Origin of the sequence: Indibacter alkaliphilus LW1 (assembly GCF_000295935.2) — a bacterium.
GTDB classification, from domain to species: Bacteria; Bacteroidota; Bacteroidia; order Cytophagales; family Cyclobacteriaceae; genus Indibacter; species Indibacter alkaliphilus.
The window spans coordinates 71,521-88,348 of the sequence record NZ_ALWO02000038.1; the positions used below are offsets into that span (position 1 = coordinate 71,521).

Genomic DNA, 16,828 nt, shown 5'->3' on the forward strand with positions numbered 1-16,828 from the left:
GGACTTACTTATAACAAAATCAGTCCAATCCCAAACAATAAAACCCACAACAAAGTAGAAATGGCCATTTTTTTCAGAAAGGGATCTAAGTCCATGGCTTCTGTTTTCCGCTGTATATTCATCCCAATAAATAGCATAAATGGTAAAATCAGCCAAGCTAACATAACGCCCCATTGTTCTGCTTGCACTGCAAAAATCGGCAACAAAATATTTCCTGACAAAATTAAGAACCAATTGTAGCTGACCGCTGCTTTCCTTCCTATGCGAACGGGAATAGATCTTTTTCCTGCCTTGATGTCAGATTTGATGTCTCGGATATTGTTGATGTTGAGCACAGCAGTACTGAATGCTCCCAAGGAAACAGCAGGCAATATCACTGACCAGTTAAAGTCCAAGCTGTGTAAAAAGTAAGTGCCGATCACACCAAGCAATCCAAAAAAAATGAAAACGGAAATATCTCCCAAGCCAACATAGCCATAAGGGTTACTTCCGGAGGTATAGGTGATTGCGGCGTATATAGCCAAGAGTCCAAACCCTAGGAAAAGAAGGAATAATTTCCAATCGCCCAAGGCTAGATAAAGTAATAAAATTCCTGAAAAAAAAGACAATGCTGCCAAGATGATCATGGCTCTTTTCATTTCCGCTAGACTGATAATGCCGGATTGTACAGCCCTGATTGGGCCCTGCCTTTCCTGACTGTCTGCTCCATGTACACTGTCTCCATAATCATTGGCAAGATTTGATAAAACCTGAAGAAAAACAGTGGTCAATGCAGCCAAAACAAAAATGTCCCATCTAAAACTTTGATGAAATGCAGCTAAAAAAGAACCCATCAAAATGCTTGATAGGGCTAGGGGCAAGGTTCTCAGTCTGATAGCATGTAGCCATGCCTGTTTTTTATTGATCAGTGTTACTTCCACGAGCGGATTTTTCTGTAAATCTAATAAAAAGACCTGTTTCCAAAAGTGAAAACAGGCCTTTAATGGAAATGCTATTTGGTTTAAGCTGAAATCAAGGATACGATTTCATCAGAAGTTGGATTGACTGATGAAGAAAAAAACTTCAATAGTTTGCCATCTTCGTCAATCAGGTATTTGCAAAAATTCCAAGTTGGTTCCTTGTCATTCCAGCCATTCATGTCCTTGTCTGATAGCCATCTGTAAAGAGGATGTTTATCAGCTCCTTTAACAGATATTTTGTCCATCATTTTGAAAGTGACTCCGTAGTTTTCCGAACAGAATTGTTTGATCTCCTCATTGCTTCCAGGTTCCTGTCCTCCAAAATTATTAGCTGGAAAACCTATGATGGTAATTTTATCACCATGTTTTTCATGTAGCTCCTGAAGGTCTGCATATTGTGGGGTATAACCGCATTTTGAAGCAACATTGACCAATAAAAGCTTTTGACCTTTAAATTGGGAAAAGTCGATTTCATTGCCATCAATATCATTCAATTTGAAATCATAAAGAGATTGTTCCATAAGCTCAGTTATTTGGTTTGGTGAATTGACAGTATCATTATCTCTTTGTACGCTTGAAGTACAAGCGATAGAGATTAAAGTCAAGAATATCAGGATTTTTTTCATTTGTTTTTGGCGTTTTGAGTGTTGGTTCAAATCAATATGGTAAAACTTGCTGTAATCAATCGGGATTTTATTAGCGCAAAATTTCCAGGTTTTTACATTCTGTCCGGCACATTTATTCCTAATAACCTCATGCCTGTCTTGATTGTTTTTGCTGTTAGATAAGAAAGTGCAATTCTAAAAGACTGTACTTTTTGATCACTTTCATTGAAGATAGGCAATTCTGCATAGAACCTATTGTATTCTTTTGCCAGGTCAAACATATACTGAGCGATGACTGCAGGTGAAAATTCATCAGCAGCCAATTTTAATTTTTTCTCGAAATCATTGAGCATTACGATAAGATCTCTCTCGGCAGGATCTAATTGCTCCAACCCCTCAAACCCTGAAGTACTGTAATCCACGCCGATTTGAGATGCTTTCCTAAGGATAGAAGCTATTCTGGCATGGGAATATTGGATGAAAGGTCCTGTATTTCCCTGGAACTCTATGGATTCCTGAGGGTTGAAAAGCATTCGCTTTTTGGGATCTACTTTCAATAAGAAATATTTCAGCGCACCCAAACCTAGGGTTTCATATAGTGCGTTGGCTTCTTCAATGGAAAAACCATCTATTTTCCCAAGTTCTTTGGTATGGCTTTCCGCAGTGTCAATCATTTCTTGGATCAAGTCATCAGCATCTACCACGGTGCCTTCACGGGATTTCATCTTACCGGTAGGTAGGTCAACCATCCCGTATGACAAGTGGTAAAGTCCATCTCCATAAGGCCTGCCCAATTTTCTCATGATTTTAAACAGCACATCGAAATGATAATCCTGTTCGTTGCCAACCACATAGACTGATTTGTTGATTTTAAAATCATTGTATTTCAAATCTGCTGTACCCATGTCTTGGGTGATATAAACAGAAGTACCATCTCCTCTAAGCACAAGCTTTTCGTCCAATCCTTCTTCGCTGAGATCTACCCAGACTGAGCCGTTTTCTTTTTTGAAAAAGACCCCTTTTTCCAAGCCTTCCTCGACTATGTTTTTCCCTAAAAGGTAAGTGTCTGATTCATAGTAGAACTTATCGAAGTCAACTCCCATCTTTTTGTAGGTGACATCAAATCCTTCATAAACCCAGGAATTCATTTTCTTCCACAAGGCAACCACATCTTTGTCTTCGGCTTCCCAAAGACGAAGCATTTCCTGAGCTTCTAAGATCAAAGGTGCATTTTTCTTCGCTTCTTCCTCTGTCTGACCTTCAGCCTGAAGTTCGGCAATCTGTTTTTTGTATGCTTTGTCAAAAATCACATAATACTTCCCAGCCAAGTGATCCCCTTTTAATCCACTGGAATCGGGTGTTTCATCGTTTCCAAAATGCTTGTAGGCTACCATGGATTTACAGATGTGGATTCCCCTGTCATTGACCAAATTTGCTTTGATAACTTCGTAGCCATTGGCTTCAAGAATCTGAGAGACAGCAAATCCAAGAAAGTTGTTTCGCAAATGGCCCAAGTGTAATGGTTTGTTGGTATTCGGGCTGCTGTATTCAACCATTACTTTTTGACCATTGGAGGGGAGCTGGCCGAGTTTTTCATTGAGGTACAATTGCTGGAATACATTCATCCAGGAAGATTCATTGACAGAAAGATTCAAAAATCCTTTGACTACATTGAATGATTTCACTTCATCACAATGAGCGACAAGGTATTCCCCAAGCTTATTCCCAGATGCTTCGGGGTTAAGTTTTGTGAATTTGAGAAAAGGGAATACCACAAATGTAAAAGTACCCTCAAATTCCTTACGGGTTGGCTGCAAAGCCAAATCCTGGGATTGTACCTGGTGGTCAAAAAGTTCTGCAAATGCCCTTTCTAGGGTGTTTAATATTTTATCCTGAAGTTCCATTGAATATTTATAGATTTGAATGCGTCATTAAAATTAGAAATTATCCACCAGTGATTTGGTGGTGGCTTCAAGAATGTCAAATGCGTTTTCAGCCATGAGGTTTTCACTGTCTAAGGTTGGGTTCACTTCTACGATTTCCCAACAGCATACCCGTTTATCTTTGATCAGCTCTTCGTTCAATTGCAGAGCCTCTTCTACTGTAAGTCCATCAGGAACTGGAGTTCCTGTTCCCAAAGAAATTGATGAATCCAGGCTATCCACATCAAAGGAAATGTAAATCTGATCGCATTCCTTTAAGATTTCCAAAGACTCTTTTGCGATGCTTGCTACTCCCTTTTCTCTTACCTCCGAGGTTTTGAAGTTTTTTATATGATGTTTTTTTATCAAATAATCCTCGGGTTCTTCAGTGTCTCTGACTGATATAAAAACAATATCCTCCGGTTTTATTTTGGGGAAATCACCACCGATCTTTTTGATTTTCTCCCAGTATTGAAGTGTTTCCTCCATAGGTTCATTGACCTGGCAGTCTAGATTATCTGTCTGAATACACATAGCCAAAGGCATTCCGTGCATATTTCCGGAAGGAGTCGTGTAAGGAGTATGCATGTCTGCGTGAGCATCAATCCAGATTACCCCTAGTCTTTTTTCAGGGTGGGCAGCCTTGATTCCCATGATGGTTCCTGCGGCAGTCGAATGATCACCTGCCAAAACAATGGGGAATTTTTTGTCCATGCGAAGTGCTTCTATGGTATGGCATACATTGTTCAGGACCTGATAAACGCCGTCAATATATTTGGCATTGGGGTGTTTGTTTCCTTTCCAAAGGAAGTTGTTGGCATCAGGGACATTGATCGGATCGAACCTTGTAAAAAAATCAGATGTCTTATCCAAACTGGCTATTTTTAAAGCATCAATTCCCAAGCTAGCCCCTCTTGTGCCGGCAGCTATCTCTGATCTTACTTCTACCAATTTTATATCTCTCATGTTTATTGATTTGGGTCTATATGGAAGTCTCAATTTAAAATTATCCGCGCAAAAGTAGCCATTCGCCAAGGAAGAACCAAGGAAATCCATTCCCCGAAACAATACTTTGCCTTTTGAAAAATAATTGTAAAAATTGATTTCTGGAGGTTTGATATTGATGATTCTACTTCTTTAATTACAGTAGGAATTCCAACCTGTTAACCTGATCCATCATGCTAGACTCCAAACTCCCCCATGTAGGTACTACAATTTTCACAACCATGTCAAAGATGGCTGCTGATTACAATGCAATCAACCTATCGCAAGGATATCCTGGATTTGATTGTTATCCCTATTTGCAGGATTTGGTGAGTAAGTATATGAATACAGGACACAACCAATATGCACCCATGAGTGGTGTTCCGGCTTTGAAGCAGAGGATAGCTGACAAAACTTTGTCTGTATACGATGTGGAATTTGATGCTGAATCTGAAGTTACTGTAGTTTCGGGAGCGACTGAGGCAATTTTTGCTGCTGTAACGGCCGTAGTCAGGCAAGGGGACGAGGTGATTTTGTTGGAGCCGGCGTATGATTGTTATGAACCTGCCGTCCGGCTGAACGGAGGTGTTCCTGTCTATGTCTCCCTCAATCTCCCCGATTTTTCGGTCAATTGGGAAAAAGTAAAGGCTGCTATTACACCCAAGACCCGCTTGATCATGGTCAATACGCCACATAACCCCTGTGGCTACGTATGGACTCAGGAGGATCTCAATTCCCTGGCAGAACTAATTGCTGATAAGGATATATTTATAGTCAGTGATGAAGTGTATGAGCACATTGTTTTTGAAGGTAAAAAACACTTGCCTCTTTTTTCACACCCTGCTTTGAAAGAAAGGACATTCTCCTGTGGTTCTTTTGGCAAGACATTCCATATTACGGGCTGGAAAATTGGTTTTTGTCTAGCCCCTGAAAGATTAAGCGAGGAATTTAGGAAAATTCATCAGTTTGTGACATTCAGTACGGTGACCCCCATGCAGTATGCTTTAGCAGATTTTATGGAAGATCCATCCAGGTACCTATATCTTCCACAGCTGTATCAAAGAAAAAGGGACTTGTTTTGTGAGGGTTTGAAGGATACTGGATTTGAGTTTAGGCCTGCTGAGGGGAGCTTTTTCCAATGTGTATCCTATGGTCACCTTTCAGATGAACCGGATTTTGACCTTGCTGTAAGAATGACCAAAGAAATTGGTGTAGCGAGTATTCCAACTTCTGTGTTTTATCATGACAAAAAAGATCATAAAATTCTGAGATTTTGCTTTGCAAAGGAAGATGAGGAGTTGGAAAGAGCACTGGAAATGCTTCAAAAAGGGATTTTTTGAAATATTATTTCAGATTTGTAATCAATATAGCTATGCTATGTCCAGGAAGTAGGTAATGTTCATTTGAAATAGGCTTTCCCTCAGACCAGTAGCAAATGTCTTCCGGACTCTCTTTAGAGGTATCAAGCCATCTTTTCCATTGTACTTTCTTTCCATCAATGATTTGAGGCAGTTCAAAATCCAATTCCTTATTGTAAGCATTGACCATATAATGCATGGCTACCTTCCTGCTGATGGAAGTAATGGTCATGGCAATGCTATGTGAGTTGACAGACCAGTCAGGTTTATCCAGTCGGACTCCATGCCAAGTGATCAATGCTTGGGATAAAAAATCCGGCAAACTCATGTTGAAACTAGGTTGGGCATTTTCCCTTCGGAGTTTTTTCTGGATGAGAATTTTTAGGAAGCGGAAGATGTCTGAATTTTTTTCTTTAAGACTCCAATCTATCCAGGTAAGTTCATTGTCCTGGCAGTAAGCATTGTTGTTGCCGTTTTGGCTATGGCAGATTTCATCGCCCATCAGTAGCATGGGAGCTCCCAGAGATAACATATTGACAGCAAGGAAATTTTTGATCTGTCTTTTTCTCAGTTTATTGATTTCAGGATCATCCGTAGGCCCTTCCACTCCAAAGTTCCAACTGAGATTATCATTATGGCCGTCCCTGTTTCCTTCCTTATTGGCAGCGTTATGTTTTTTATTGTACGAGACCAGATCCATCAACGTAAATCCGTCGTGACAGGTAACAAAGTTGATGCTTTGCTCGGCCTCTCTGTTGTTTGCGGCGTAAAGGTCAGGACTTCCGATAATTCTGGTTACAAAACTGCTGACTTTCCCCTTGTCTCCTCTCAAAAAGCTTCTGATATCATCGCGGAACCTCCCGTTCCATTCTTTCCAGGAATCCCCTACAAAATTCCCTACCTGATATAACCCTGCTGCATCCCAAGCCTCAGCAATGAGCTTGGTGCCTGCAAGAATTGGGTCTGATTCTATATCCCATAAAATCGGAGGGTTTTCCAAAGGCTCTCCTTTTTCATTTCTGGAGAGAATAGATGCCAAATCAAACCTGAATCCATCTACGTGCATGTCTCTGACCCAAAAATGTAGACTTGACAGGATCATTCTTCGCACAATGGACTGATTGGCATTCAGTGTATTGCCCGTACCGGAGTAGTTTTTGTATTTGGAATTATCATTTTCTTCCAATAAGTAATAGATGCTATTGTCTATACCTCTAAAAGAATAGGTAGGTCCGTCTGCTTTGTTTTCTCCCGAATGGTTGTAAACCACATCTAAAATCACCTCTATACCGGCTTGATGTAAGGCCTTGACCATGTCTCTGAATTCATCCAATACAGCGAGGGAATTGGGGCTGGTACTATAACTCTGGTGTGGAGCGAAAAACGATATAGGGCTGTACCCCCAATAATTGGTAAGCCCTTCCGGTGCATCCTGCTTGTCAAACTGAAAGACGGGTAATAGCTCAACAGCAGTGATTCCCAATTCCTGTAAGTAGGGGATTTTTTCAACCAGACCTAAAAAGGTACCCCTTTTGTCTTCACTCACTCCCGATGAGGAGTGTTTTGTAAAACCTCCTACATGAAGTTCATAGATCACGGTTCTTGAAAAAGGCGTCCGTGGATGAGAATCTCCTTCCCAATCGTAATCTGAAAGATCTGCGATGACGTTTTTCAAGGAAGGCAGTCCTCCTTCTCCCAATTTTGAAAGTGCTTTTCTTGAGAATTTCTTAGGGAAAACAACAGCTTTTGCATAAGGATCTAAGATTACTTTGGATGCGTCAAACCTGTGGCCGTTTTGAGGCTCATGAGGTCCATGAATTCTATATGCATAGATCAAACCTTCATAAGCTCCTTCAAGAAAGACATGCCAATAATGATACGTTTTGTTGATCGTAGGATCCAAAGTAATTACCTGTTCCGGGTAGATATCATTTACATGCTGAAAAATCAGGAGCTCGACCAGAGTAGCATTTTTGGAAAAAATACAGAAGTTGACACCATTTTCTTGTACACTGGGCCCAATGGGGAAACTTTGTCCGGGTAAAATTTGAAAGGGTTGAATCAGATTTTGGCTTGATGCTTTATTCATTATTGGTTTATCCTGCTTTTTGGGAAATACTTCCGATCTGCAAATAAGCTTATTTTTGAGGATAACTCAGGATATTCAGGATAGTTTATATGTTGATCAGCAGTTAAGATAAAGAGGTGTTGTCTTTAAAATTGCATGGAAGAAACGCTTATTTTCTCTCTCGTAAGTAGGTCAGCAATGTAGGTCAGCAATTTGAAAGAAAATCTGACAGTTTATTCTATTTGCTTTTTCTTGGGGAAGTGCCTCAATTTTAAGTTGAATTGGGGAGGAGTTAGAAATAGAATAAGTTTCGGTTTTTTAGAAAAAATTTCCCCTGAAATTCTGAAAGAAATTCTTTTTTTATTTAAAATCAGAATAAATATTCAGTGGCAGGGTTAGAAAATTGTATTGTCACTTTCCTGTCAGCTTAATATTGTATAATTTTGTAATGGATTTTTCTCTTAGTAGTTAGGTCTTGCAATGATTTTTCGCCCTTTAGTAGTTGCATTAACTTGCTTAGCTCCATTGAATATTGAAATAATAGAGAAAAGAATATATAAAAAATTATATGAGTCAAGAATCTGAAAATCAAGAACCTATTAACAATCAAGTAAACAAAATTCTTGTCGTATCCTATGCTGGATCTGAGAAGTTGGTGAAAAAACTGGCTGATGGAAAAGATGATGTTGAGCTATTTGCTTTAGAACAAAGATCCCCTGACGGGACATTCAATTTTGCAGTCCTAAAACCTGCGATAGACTATGCGAAAGAAAAAGGCTTCCATCTGATCATTGCCGTTGATCAGGAATCCAGCAGGTTATCCATTGTAGTACAAAAAGGAGTGGGGGGAGCATTTATGGTCCTCAATTCCCATCAAACGGCCGCTATTCTTCTTCAATACTGGATACAATCAGGTTTGTATGAAGATATGAAATTGCTGAAATCAATTTTACTTTCCGACTTATTGGACAATGTGGCCAAAAAACACAGGATTGAGCCAATAGATCAGGTTATTCCCGCTAATGAATTGCAGTCAGCAATGCAGAAAGTATTGACTGAAAATGAATCAAGTCCTGTCGTTGCTTTTAATATAGATCAGCAGGTCATGCATTCCAATCTTGATTTTGAGGAGATTGTTGCTCAGCTTATCAAATTGGAATCAGAGATGAGAACTAAAGAAAAAACGATCTATAATTTTTTGTTGGATATCTATTTCTACAATGGCTTTTTCAAAGAAAAGACTGTGACGATTGATCTGAGTATACAGGCGCATCAAGGACAGGTTTCAAAGTTTATGACAGAAGTAAGCAGAAGACCCAAATTTCTGGAAGAAATATTCTCAGTCAGTTCAGTTACAGATTTCAAAAAGGGCATCAAAAAGAATATTCTGACCGATAGGGTTTATGATTATCCTATATCAGGAGAAAATATCCTGAAAATCGAAACAGTTGAGGGCGTAAGTATTACTTTGGTGCCCGTCGATGATAAGTTGACATATTACATCTCAGTAAGGGAGTCAGTCAATACGCCAGAGCGATTCGAATCAGCCAATAAGGCATTGGATAAAGAAATCTTCAAGCTTGTTTCGTTTTTGAACAAGCAGATCTGATAGGATCGCTCATAAACTGAGACAGAACTCTAAAAAAATGCAAAAACAAATAATGCCGCTGGTTTAAGACAAATCAGTGGCTATTTTTTTCTTGTATAATACAATGGGGATTCATCTTAGAAGCCCCTACCTAAAAAGCTTGAATTATAGATTTCTTCCAAGAAGAGCCAATTTTCTTTCCTGAAATTCAAAAGAAAAAATCACAAGAAGTAATGACACAGATGTTTTACCGCCTGTTTAAACCCACGCAGGCAAATCTGAAAGATGAAGTATTGTCGGGCCTGACTGTAGCCTTGGCCTTGGTGCCTGAAGCAGTCGCATTTTCCCTGATTGCGGGAGTCAGCCCTTTGATTGGGCTTTATACAGCATTTATTATTGGTTTGATCACGTCGATTCTTGGAGGAAGGCCTGGGATGATTTCGGGAGCTACAGGTGCAATTGCTGTAGTTGTTGTGGCTTTGGTAGCTACACATGGAGTGGAATATCTTTTTGCTGCGGTAGTCTTGATGGGTCTAATTCAGGTATTGGTAGGTGTACTAAAGCTTGGTAAATTGATCCGATTGGTTCCTCATCCTGTGATGTTCGGCTTTGTGAATGGGCTGGCTATAGTGATTGCGATGGCCCAATTTGATCAATTCAAATTCACTACGGCTGAAGGTGCAGTAGAATGGATGACAGGTAGCCCACTTTACATCATGCTCGGCCTGGTGGCTTTGACCATGGTTATTATCAAGTTCTTGCCAAAGCTGACCACGGCGGTTCCATCTGCCTTGGTAGCGATTTTGACAATCTCATTGATTGTGATTTTCGGTGGGGTAGACACAAGGACTGTTGGGGACTTAGCTTCCATCAGTGGAGGGCTGCCTGAGTTTCATTTGCCTGTTGTACCGTTGAACTGGGAGACATTGACGATCATCCTTCCTTATTCAGCAATTATGGCAGGGGTAGGCTTGATTGAGAGTTTACTTACATTGACTCTAATTGATGAAATTACCGAAACCCGGGGACATGGCAACAAAGAATGTGTAGCACAAGGTGTAGCAAATCTAACGACCGGATTCTTCGGTGGCATGGGAGGCTGTGCGATGATAGGTCAATCCTTAATCAACGTCAACGCGGGCGGTAGAAATAGAATCTCCGGTATTGTGGCCTCTGTTGGTCTTTTGGTTTTTATCCTTTTTCTTTCCACTTACATAGAAATGGTGCCTATGGCAGCTTTGGTTGGTTTGATGTTTATGGTGGCTATAGGAACTTTTGAGTGGGCTTCTTTAAAGGTTTTTAGAAAAGTACCTTTCCATGACGTATTGGTGATGGTTGTCGTTACTTTGGTGACTGTTTTCTTGCACAATTTGGCGCTGGCAGTACTGATAGGAGTAATCATATCAGCTTTGGTATTTGCCTGGCAGAATGCCAAAATGATCCGTACCAGAAAGCGTATTGATGAAAAAGGAGTAAAACATTATGAAGTATATGGCCCCTTGTTTTTTGCTTCTGCTTTGACTTTTGGACAAAAATTTGATCCAACAGGTGATCCCGATGAGATTGTGATAGATTTTGCAGAAAGCAGGATTGTGGATCATTCCGGGATTGATGCCATTCATAAGGTTACGGAGCGATATGAAAAATTAGGGAAGACAGTCTATATCCGACATCTCAATACTTCAAGTAAAGTCCTGCTTTCTAAGGCTGAAAAAATCATCAATGTCAATTATACCGATGATGATCCGAGTTTTAAGATAGTTGTCGAAAATGAAAAGAACATAAAAGCATAGATCCAAAATTCAAAAAAGCCACTGAGTATAAATTTCAGTGGCTTTTTTTAGCTGTACCTAGGGCTTGCTGAAAAACCGAAACTAGAGAATAAATTCTTTTAATTTTTGTTTTCCACCTCCAATTCCCTAAACTTTTTAGCAGCTCTTACAAAATCATTTCCGGTAGGTTCTTGGAATACTTCCAAATCAAAATACCTCACAGAGGCCAGAATATGATCAAATATGTCGGACTGTATAGCCTCATATTCCAGCCAGGAAGTAGTGTTGGTAAAGCAATATATTTCCATTGGGATTCCATCGTCTCCTACAGGCATCTGCCGGACCATGATGGTCATGTCCTGTCTGATATTTGGGTGATTTTTAAGGTAGGCATCCAGATAGAACCTAAAAACCCCAATATTGGTCATCCTTCTTCCATTGATCAGTACATTTTCATCAAGGCCCAGAGCCTTGTTATGATTTTCTATTTCTTTTTGTCTCTGTTCTATAAAGTCTTTCAGGAAGTGAATTTTCTTATAGGATTCTCTTTTGTCAGGATCAACAAACTTTACTGTCTGACTATTGATGTAAATGGATCTTTTGATTCTTCTACCCCCGCTTTCTACCATTCCACGCCAGTTTCTGAAACTGTTTGTTATAAAATAATAAGTTGGTATTGTGGTGATGGTTTTATCAAAATTCTGGACTTTCACAGTATTTAGATTCATGGCAATCACATCACCATCGGCATTGAAATTGGGCATTTCTACCCAGTCGCCCACGCGCACCATGTCATTGGAGGACATCTGCACACTCGCAACAAGTCCCAGTATGGTATCTTTAAATACCAACATCAAAATGGCAGTCATAGCACCAAAGGCACTCAAGAAGTAAATGGGTGATTTGCCCAAAATAATTGAAAGAACCAAGATACCTGTGGTAATGTAGAGGATGATCCTGATCAGCTGAAAATAGCTCGTCAAGGGCTTGTCCTGGAAAGCCTCCTTCTTAGAAAGGCCAAATTCAAGCACCTTCAAAAATGCCATTACTAATAACAAGCCCACAATTGTCAGGTAAGCATCTGTCATTTTGATCACAAAGGGCATCAAAAACTCAAAATCTTTGAAAATACTTTGCGTCAATTCCCGGATAATAATGGCCGGCAATAAATGGGCAACATGATTGAAGACTTGATGATCTGCCAATACATCATCCCATGAAATAGGGGACTTTCTGAAGGCTTTGTAGATATAGTGAATTACGATCTTTTTGGCAATGAAATAGACTATGGAGGCAAACAGCAAGGTGCCTGTCAAAAGGATCAAAAGCCGAAGATAAATAGCAGTTTCGTGCGCTACTCCCGAGTCTATCAACATGGCTTCTACCCAGTCTTCCAATAAGTCCATCAGGTAATAGTGATTTTGCTCTTCCATTTGCTTTGTGGGTAAATGTTTTTCAATTTCAGCCTGCAAATATCGGATTATTTATTCCTCTAGCCAAAAGAAGTAAGTTTATAACCTTTTCATTGACCTCTTACAGAAGTTCTTTTCCATTTAAAAATTTTCATTTATTTACCCTATAAAAATTATAGGGTAATTAGGAAAATAAGAAATCCTGTTTTATTTTTGAGATCTGAAGTTGATTGTGTAAAGGAATATATCCTCAATCAAAGTTTATAATTCATTAAATTAGCTTATTCATGGTCCATGCATCCCAAATTAATTCGATTCAGTCTCAAAAGGATTTTGCTTTCCATAAAATCTCAAAATCTGAAAAAAGCCCGACGGGGAATACAAAAGATCTGATTCAGGCTTTGCAAGAAGGCTCCTTGTTTAAAGTTAGGAGTCAGGCTGGTTTTGATTTTCCGAATTTCCCTGAAACCAACAAGAAATTCAGGGTGCTTTATATGGAGCTGAACCATGATTTTCAGGATGTTCAGGCCATATTGAATGGATTTTTAGCTTTGGGTCAACCTCAGGGGGTGATTTTGGAATTTGATAAAACCCAAAACAACTACAGTTTGAAATATTACTTGCAGGATGCATCTTCCGTCATGAACTATCTTGATAATCTCACATTATTTATCAATGAGGAGGTCAGGTTTAAGAAGATTTTGAAAAGAATTCTTGAAAACAATAAACGAACTAAAATTGAGGAGAGGCTATTGATAAATGAGTTGATTGCATAGGCTTACAGTACATCTGGTACTTAGGGCTTAATTGCTTTTTGGAACCCGAATATTAATTTGGCTTTACTAAAAACGAGGAATTTTTCCCAAATTTTTCATTTTCTTTAGTTTGGTAAATCAACGCCTATGTCAATTAATTTTATATTCTTAGAAATAACTTACAGATATGGGCGAATCTAAAGATTGAGAGACTAAGCTTTTATGTTTTTTTAATTGATTTATAATAGGAATAATAATTGTTTGATTTTAATTGATTTTGGATCCAAAGAACAAAGAAATTACAATCGGTTCTTGGATGTTCAATTTTTTACAAGTTAAATATCGTCAAATTCTATGAATAGAGGTAAAAGAATTCAGTTAAGAAGTAAAGTTGTGTTGGGATTTGTCTTAGCCTCATTTTTGGTGATTTCTGTGTCAGTCATCACTTTTTTCAGTATTAGAAATCTATTGGATACAGTTGAAAACTTATCGGAACCAAACGAAAAGCTGAGACAGCTAAATGGATTGGTCGCTGATATTTATTTATTGGATGTTTCCAAAACAGAAAGAACCTCCGACAAGGATTCAGTGCTGGAAGAAACCCTTGAAAGGATCAAAAACCGGCTGGAATGGTTTAAATCTAATACTGAGGATGAAGCTGAGATGGAAAGCTTTGAAAACATAAGTATGAATATCTCTGAGCTGATGGTAGTGTATGCTGGATTGGAAGAGGTTCGGTATAATCTCACTAGTCGTACTTTTAGTGAAGAGGCTTTGAAGAACATCGAAAGGAGTATAAAAAGGCAACAGGAACAGAGTGAAATGGAGTTTTTGGGTAGGGTAAGGCAAAGAGACTTTTTATCTGAGATTTCTGGGCTGGGAAAAGAATCCTCAAAGCCTATAGGAGATAGACAGGAATCCGTCAGAAGATATGAAGATGAATTATTAGAGATTTTTAAAGATTACGAAGAGGAGCAGCTTAAACTCGACTCAGCTGAAACAAAGCCCTCTTACACAGAGACAACATTAGAAGCGCTACGCTCTTTTATGGCTGAAATGTATCAGGATGAACAAAAGCTTCAACAGGAGTTTGTCTTTCTAGAGACTAAACTGATTGATAAAAACAAGGAAGTGTTTTCAGAAGTACAGGGTTTGATTTCCAGTATGCAAAGAGAGCTTTTGGTTGAATACAGGGCAAAAAACCAATCTGCATATGACCTTACATATACCGTTTCTATCATTTTATCCATCTTGGTGTTCTTGGGAATAGTTGGATCATTAGGGTTTATCTACAGCATCCTCAATGAGGTCAAAAAAGCAAATACCTACCGTAGGCAATTGGAAGAAGCCAAGATCCAATCCGAAAATTTGGCCAAAGCGAAGCAGGACTTTTTGGCCAATATGAGCCATGAGATCAGGAATCCTTTGCATGCTATACAGGGCTACCAGCAGGCAATACAAAAATCAAAATTGAACAAACAGCAGGAAGAGTTTATCAAAATGATAGGATTCGCATCCGAGACTCTATTGGGAATTGTCAATGACATTTTAGATTTTTCAAAACTTGAAGCAGGTAAAATTGAAATTGAGAAGAACCCATTTGATCCCAATGCTCTTTTTATGTCGATTAAAAATTTCTTTTCATTCAAAGCAGAGGAGAAGGATCTATATTTTGAATGGGATATTCAAACTCCTACAAATAAATGGTTTTTGGGAGACTCTTTAAGAATCAACCAAATACTCAACAACCTTATCAGCAACTCTATTAAATTTACACGGAAGGGAGGGGTGTCGGTCAAAATCAATTATACAAATAATCAGGAACTTTTGATCCGGGTAAAGGATACAGGAATGGGGATGACTGATAAAGTCAAGGAAAACATATTCAGAGAATTCGACCAAGGAGATACTTCTATTACCAGACAGTTTGGAGGGACTGGTCTTGGTCTAACTATAGTAAATCGCTTGGTAGAGCTACATGGAGGGAAAATAAATGTAAAAAGCGAAGTGGACAAGGGTACCATCATTGAGATTTTGATACCTATGGAGACTACTGAGCCCTTAAAAAAAGCTCTACTCGAAGAAGATTTCAAAAATTATGATATCAGTGGTCTTCGTTTTCTTGTGGTGGATGATGATAAGATCGGGCTCAAATTAATTCGATTGTTGTTAGAAGCAAAAGGCGCTAAAGTGGAAACCTATCAGGGAGGGCTCCAATTTAAAGATGAATTCAAGTACGAAAATGAGTATGATTTGGTAATCCTTGACATACAAATGCCAGAAGTCAGCGGGATTGATGTTTTGAAAATGTTGAGAGGCCACCAGAAATATACTCAACTTCAAGCTGTAGCGGTCACTGCAAATGTTTTTGCGGATGAGAAAAATAAACTTAAGGATTCAGGTTTTAATGGTTTGATCCTTAAGCCTTTTAAAGAATATCAGTTTGTTCAGAAAATAGGCGAAATCTTGAACTTATCAATAATCGAATCCAGTAAAATCTCACTTGACTATCAGGAAGAAAAGCATAATGCGATTGCTTATGATCTAGAGGATCTGAAAAAATTCTGTATGGGTGATGAAGAAATGCTTCAAGAGGTAATTGTTGACATAGTACAGACAACCAGGTCAGATTTAACAAAGCTTTCAGAAGCCCTATCAAGCAATGATTTCAAAGTCATGCGGGAAATAACACATCAACTTTCAAGCAGACTTAGACAAATTAAGCTAACTGTAGGAGATAAGGCAAAAGATATTGAAGTAAAGCTTAAGAATGGAAAAACTGAAGGTATAAAGTCATCTGTTGAAGACCTTATCATTGAAATTACTGCAAGCATGGAAGTTCTCGAAAATGATTTTGAAATTTCGCAAAAGGCATAATCATTCAATTCCGTATTTATCCAACTTATTGTACAATGTTTTTCTGTCAATTCCCAGTATCCTTGCTGCCTGACTTTTATTTTGGTTGCAAGACTTAAGTGCATTGATGATGTTTTCCTTTTCCTTATCCTCCATAAGGTTTCTATAGGTCTTTCCAGAGTCTAGGTTTCCCTCTTTTAGTTCAGACTTAAGTTCGAAAGGTAATTGGTCCGGAGTAATGATTTCTTCTTTACAAAGTAAAACAGCCCTTCTGATGATATTCTTGAGTTCTCTCAAATTGCCTGGCCAGTAATATTTGTGAAAAATTCCCCAAACTTCCTCGGAAATACCTTTGATATTTTTGTGTAGTCTCTGATTGCTGGAATCAATAAATGAATTGGCGAATGTTCTAAGGTCTTCCTGCCGTTCTCTCAATGGTAATATATGTAGGGAAAATTCATTTAACCTATGGTAAAGGTCTTCACGGAAAGTGGAATTGGGGTCACCTGATTTGAGTTTTTCATTTGTTGGATATTTCGGTCTGACCAT

The 16,828-nt window shown here is 38.8% G+C and carries 12 protein-coding genes; 5 read left to right on the forward strand and 7 right to left on the reverse strand.

Annotated elements, in window-relative coordinates; genetic code table 11:
• Positions 1–8: 8 nt before the first annotated feature.
• The 4 genes from A33Q_RS15015 to rocF form a co-directional block, all read right to left on the reverse strand.
• Positions 9–920 carry a 1,4-dihydroxy-2-naphthoate polyprenyltransferase gene (locus tag A33Q_RS15015; protein ID WP_009035272.1) on the reverse strand — a complete coding sequence of 304 codons (912 nt, stop codon included), beginning with the start codon at positions 918–920 and terminating at the stop codon, positions 9–11.
• 80 nt (positions 921–1,000) lie between these two features.
• Entirely contained in the window at positions 1,001–1,585 is a 585-nt protein-coding gene (locus tag A33Q_RS15020; RefSeq protein ID WP_009035271.1) for a glutathione peroxidase, read from the reverse strand.
• A 92-nt stretch (positions 1,586–1,677) separates the two neighbouring features.
• Positions 1,678–3,468, reverse strand: a complete 1,791-nt coding sequence (gene argS, locus A33Q_RS15025; RefSeq protein ID WP_009035270.1) for an arginine--tRNA ligase — start codon at positions 3,466–3,468, stop codon at positions 1,678–1,680.
• 33 nt (positions 3,469–3,501) lie between these two features.
• Positions 3,502–4,452, reverse strand: a complete 951-nt coding sequence (gene rocF, locus A33Q_RS15030; RefSeq protein WP_009035269.1) for an arginase — start codon at positions 4,450–4,452, stop codon at positions 3,502–3,504.
• Between the two features lie 212 nt (positions 4,453–4,664).
• On the opposite strand from rocF, the gene A33Q_RS15035 reads away from it, so the two are divergent.
• On the forward strand, positions 4,665–5,810 hold the full coding sequence (locus A33Q_RS15035) for a methionine aminotransferase (RefSeq protein ID WP_016255346.1): 1,146 nt from the start codon (positions 4,665–4,667) through the stop codon (positions 5,808–5,810).
• A 4-nt stretch (positions 5,811–5,814) separates the two neighbouring features.
• Here the strand turns inward: A33Q_RS15035 and glgX are convergent, their stop codons facing one another.
• Entirely contained in the window at positions 5,815–7,917 is a 2,103-nt protein-coding gene (gene glgX, locus A33Q_RS15040; protein ID WP_009035267.1) for a glycogen debranching protein GlgX, read from the reverse strand.
• 547 nt (positions 7,918–8,464) lie between these two features.
• Between glgX and A33Q_RS15050 the strand changes: the two genes are divergently transcribed.
• Positions 8,465–9,505: a phosphomannomutase gene (locus tag A33Q_RS15050; RefSeq protein ID WP_009035265.1), complete on the forward strand. Its 1,041-nt coding sequence runs from the start codon at positions 8,465–8,467 to the stop codon at positions 9,503–9,505.
• A gap of 212 nt (positions 9,506–9,717) precedes the next feature.
• On the forward strand, positions 9,718–11,277 hold the full coding sequence (locus A33Q_RS15055; RefSeq protein WP_016255348.1) for a SulP family inorganic anion transporter: 1,560 nt from the start codon (positions 9,718–9,720) through the stop codon (positions 11,275–11,277).
• A 98-nt stretch (positions 11,278–11,375) separates the two neighbouring features.
• Here A33Q_RS15055 and A33Q_RS15060 read toward each other — a convergent pair whose 3' ends face one another.
• Positions 11,376–12,689 carry a mechanosensitive ion channel family protein gene (locus A33Q_RS15060; RefSeq protein ID WP_200862469.1) on the reverse strand — a complete coding sequence of 438 codons (1,314 nt, stop codon included), beginning with the start codon at positions 12,687–12,689 and terminating at the stop codon, positions 11,376–11,378.
• A gap of 266 nt (positions 12,690–12,955) precedes the next feature.
• Between A33Q_RS15060 and A33Q_RS15065 the strand changes: the two genes are divergently transcribed.
• Together A33Q_RS15065 and A33Q_RS15070 are read left to right on the forward strand one after the other, a co-directional pair.
• Entirely contained in the window at positions 12,956–13,444 is a 489-nt protein-coding gene (locus tag A33Q_RS15065) for a hypothetical protein (protein ID WP_009035262.1), read from the forward strand.
• 333 nt (positions 13,445–13,777) lie between these two features.
• Positions 13,778–16,300: a hybrid sensor histidine kinase/response regulator gene (locus A33Q_RS15070; protein ID WP_009035261.1), complete on the forward strand. Its 2,523-nt coding sequence runs from the start codon at positions 13,778–13,780 to the stop codon at positions 16,298–16,300.
• Here A33Q_RS15070 and A33Q_RS15075 read toward each other — a convergent pair.
• The coding region (locus tag A33Q_RS15075; RefSeq protein WP_016255349.1) for an AAA-type ATPase lid domain-containing protein at positions 16,301–16,828 on the reverse strand (528 nt) is incomplete at its 5' end. It abuts the gene before it with no gap.

Excerpts from the sequence above, each read along its gene's own strand:
- A33Q_RS15020 (WP_009035271.1), bottom strand. The coding sequence starts at position 1,585 with ATGAAAAAAATCCTGATATTCTTGACTTTAATCTCTATCGCTTGTACT.
- argS (WP_009035270.1), bottom strand. The coding sequence starts at position 3,468 with ATGGAACTTCAGGATAAAATATTAAACACCCTAGAAAGGGCATTTGCA.
- rocF (WP_009035269.1), bottom strand. The coding sequence starts at position 4,452 with ATGAGAGATATAAAATTGGTAGAAGTAAGATCAGAGATAGCTGCCGGC.
- A33Q_RS15035 (WP_016255346.1), top strand. The coding sequence starts at position 4,665 with ATGCTAGACTCCAAACTCCCCCATGTAGGTACTACAATTTTCACAACC.
- glgX (WP_009035267.1), bottom strand. The coding sequence starts at position 7,917 with ATGAATAAAGCATCAAGCCAAAATCTGATTCAACCCTTTCAAATTTTA.
- A33Q_RS15050 (WP_009035265.1), top strand. The coding sequence starts at position 8,465 with ATGAGTCAAGAATCTGAAAATCAAGAACCTATTAACAATCAAGTAAAC.
- A33Q_RS15055 (WP_016255348.1), top strand. The coding sequence starts at position 9,718 with ATGACACAGATGTTTTACCGCCTGTTTAAACCCACGCAGGCAAATCTG.
- A33Q_RS15060 (WP_200862469.1), bottom strand. The coding sequence starts at position 12,689 with ATGGAAGAGCAAAATCACTATTACCTGATGGACTTATTGGAAGACTGG.
- A33Q_RS15065 (WP_009035262.1), top strand. The coding sequence starts at position 12,956 with ATGGTCCATGCATCCCAAATTAATTCGATTCAGTCTCAAAAGGATTTT.
- A33Q_RS15070 (WP_009035261.1), top strand. The coding sequence starts at position 13,778 with ATGAATAGAGGTAAAAGAATTCAGTTAAGAAGTAAAGTTGTGTTGGGA.